General features: G+C 41.5%; 2 protein-coding genes and 1 pseudogene. 1 reads left to right on the forward strand and 2 read right to left on the reverse strand.

What is annotated here, in order from left to right:
* Nucleotides 1-177: IS3 family transposase (locus BAZSYMA_RS00360; protein WP_143243032.1), on the forward strand; the 177-nt coding region annotated here is incomplete at its 5' end.
* 7 nt (nt 178-184) lie between these two features.
* Here the strand turns inward: BAZSYMA_RS00360 and BAZSYMA_RS00365 are convergent.
* Together BAZSYMA_RS00365 and BAZSYMA_RS00370 are read right to left on the reverse strand one after the other, a co-directional pair.
* A complete protein-coding gene (locus tag BAZSYMA_RS00365; protein WP_090714389.1) occupies nt 185-385 on the reverse strand; it encodes a hypothetical protein in 201 nt (66 codons plus the stop codon).
* A gap of 8 nt (nt 386-393) precedes the next feature.
* Nucleotides 394-932: pseudogene (locus BAZSYMA_RS00370) on the reverse strand (fibrobacter succinogenes major paralogous domain-containing protein); the annotation flags it as partial.

A 932-nucleotide genomic window follows, 5' to 3' on the forward strand; every position in this document is an offset into this window, starting at 1 on the left:
CGCTTTTTTAGAAGCTTAAAAACTGAGCGATTGAACTATCAAAGCTTTGCCAACCATCAAGAAGTAGTAGAAAATGTAGAAAGTTATATTTATTTTTACAATTACAAAAGGATTTATTCAGTTATTGGGTATATTACACCTGCTCAGAAGATGGCTGAATTGAAAAAAGTGGCTTGAAATGTGTCTAAGTTGATTGGACCATTACACTTCCTTCCTTGTATTCTTTAACTGCTTTAGATGGCTCCATAGCAATCTCAGCGTTAGCAAGGAAGATCTTCTTCCAGTTCACTAGGTTTTGTGGCAAGATGTTATGCTTGCTGGCAATCTGCGCCAAAGTGCTTTCATTTTGTAGCGTAGCGTTCAGTGCATTATTTCCATCAGCCACCAATTATTCTATATTTTGTCCCTAATGCAACGAACGTTCAGACCGGAAGTACGTTGATACTCTCCGATAACCGCACCACCTGAAAAGCCTCGAGGAGGCTTGATGCTAAGCACATGACTATAATCCGACCGCCCCAACACAATATTGCGAGCCCACAATAAGGCGGCATCGCCTTGATTTAATAATCTACTTGAATTACTACTATTATCGCGGAAACCAGAAGCTGGGATTCTTAAGAAGCTGGATGCGGCACTGCTGAGATCAGTGATATTACTTGTCTCTGCATCTAGATCTACCTTAGTTGGAACGCTAAAGCCTGCAGGGCAAATGTCATTTTTACCACCATCTGCCCAAGCGGCTATTCTAAGTGCACCACTACTATCAGCTGTAGTCCAATCCCCTCTTCCGTAAATAAATTCACTATTTCCTGAAACAATACCACTTGATGGAGTTTGTGTGCCCGATGATGTAGATGATTGATGTCCATCTTTTGCTCGCCCCCATTGGTAGTAATCTCCATAAGCAGCACTGTCATCCACTTTAGTAG

Origin of the sequence: Bathymodiolus azoricus thioautotrophic gill symbiont (assembly GCF_001298715.1) — a bacterium.
Classification (GTDB): Bacteria; Pseudomonadota; Gammaproteobacteria; order PS1; family Pseudothioglobaceae; genus Thiodubiliella.